Source organism: Aestuariivita sp. (assembly GCF_021404545.1).
Taxonomy (GTDB): Bacteria; Pseudomonadota; Alphaproteobacteria; order Rhodobacterales; family Rhodobacteraceae; genus Aestuariivita.
Map to the genome: position 1 here is coordinate 1 of NZ_JAAWWD010000104.1, position 1,318 is coordinate 1,318.

Consider the following 1,318-nt stretch of genomic DNA (forward strand, 5'->3'; position numbering starts at 1 on the left):
TGAAAGAAAAATTTGAACACGAAAAGCCGGTAAACATGGGGCCGAGTTGGTCCGTGGCCCCGGAGAAGACGCTGAGGGGCGGGGGGATCACGAAGTATTTCGGCGATTTCAAAGCGTATGACCAGATTGATGGTGCGCCCGAGGAAAAGGCGCGTGGGATCACGATCTCGACGGCGCATGTGGAATACGAGACCGATGCGCGCCACTATGCGCATGTGGACTGCCCCGGCCACGCCGACTATGTCAAGAACATGATCACCGGTGCGGCGCAGATGGACGGCGCGATCCTGGTGGTGAACGCGGCTGACGGCCCGATGCCGCAAACCCGCGAGCACATTCTGCTGGGCCGCCAGGTGGGTATCCCCACGATGGTGGTGTTCATGAACAAGGTGGACCAGGTTGACGACGAAGAGCTGCTGGAGCTGGTCGAGATGGAGATCCGCGAGCTGCTGTCGGTCTATGAATACCCCGGCGACGACATTCCGGTGATCGCAGGCTCGGCCCTGGCGGCGATGGAAGGCACCAACCCGGAGATCGGCGAAGAGTCTATCCGCAAGCTGATGGCGGCCGTGGACGAATGGATCCCGACGCCGGAACGCGCGGTGGACCAGCCCTTCCTGATGCCGGTCGAGGATGTGTTCTCGATCTCGGGGCGCGGCACGGTTGTGACCGGTCGTGTTGAGCGTGGTGTCATCAACGTGGGCGACGAGATCGAGATCGTCGGCATCCGCGACACCAAGAAAACCACCTGCACGGGCGTGGAAATGTTCCGCAAGCTGCTGGACCGTGGTGAAGCAGGCGACAATATCGGCGCCCTGCTGCGCGGTGTGGAGCGTGACGGCGTCGAGCGCGGTCAGGTTCTGTGCAAGCCCGGAAGCGTGACCCCGCACACCAAGTTCGAGGCCGAGGCCTATATCCTGACCAAGGAAGAAGGCGGGCGCCACACGCCGTTTTTCGCCAACTATCGTCCGCAGTTTTACTTCCGCACGACGGATGTAACGGGCACGGTGAACCTGCCCGACGGGACCGAGATGGTGATGCCCGGCGACAACCTGAAGTTCGACGTCGAGCTGATCGCGCCGATCGCGATGGAAAACGGCCTGCGCTTTGCGATCCGCGAAGGCGGCCGCACGGTGGGTGCCGGCGTGGTGTCGAAAATCATCGAGTGACACCGCGCAGCGGTGGCACCGGTGGGCGACAGGCGCTCTGAAAGAGCGCCGACAGCCCACACCCCCCGGTTGCTGCGCTTTTTCGCCGAAAAATCGCAGCCCCTCAACAAACGGTTCGATGAAGAGCGGCGGTGGTCGCCGCTCTTCCT

General features: G+C 62.6%; 1 protein-coding gene. It reads left to right on the top strand.

The window, feature by feature from the left end; translation table 11 throughout:
* On the top strand, nucleotides 1-1,169 hold a 1,169-nt coding region (gene tuf / locus HEP69_RS23640), incomplete at its 5' end, for an elongation factor Tu (RefSeq protein ID WP_290560962.1).
* Nucleotides 1,170-1,318: the final 149 nt, after the last annotated feature.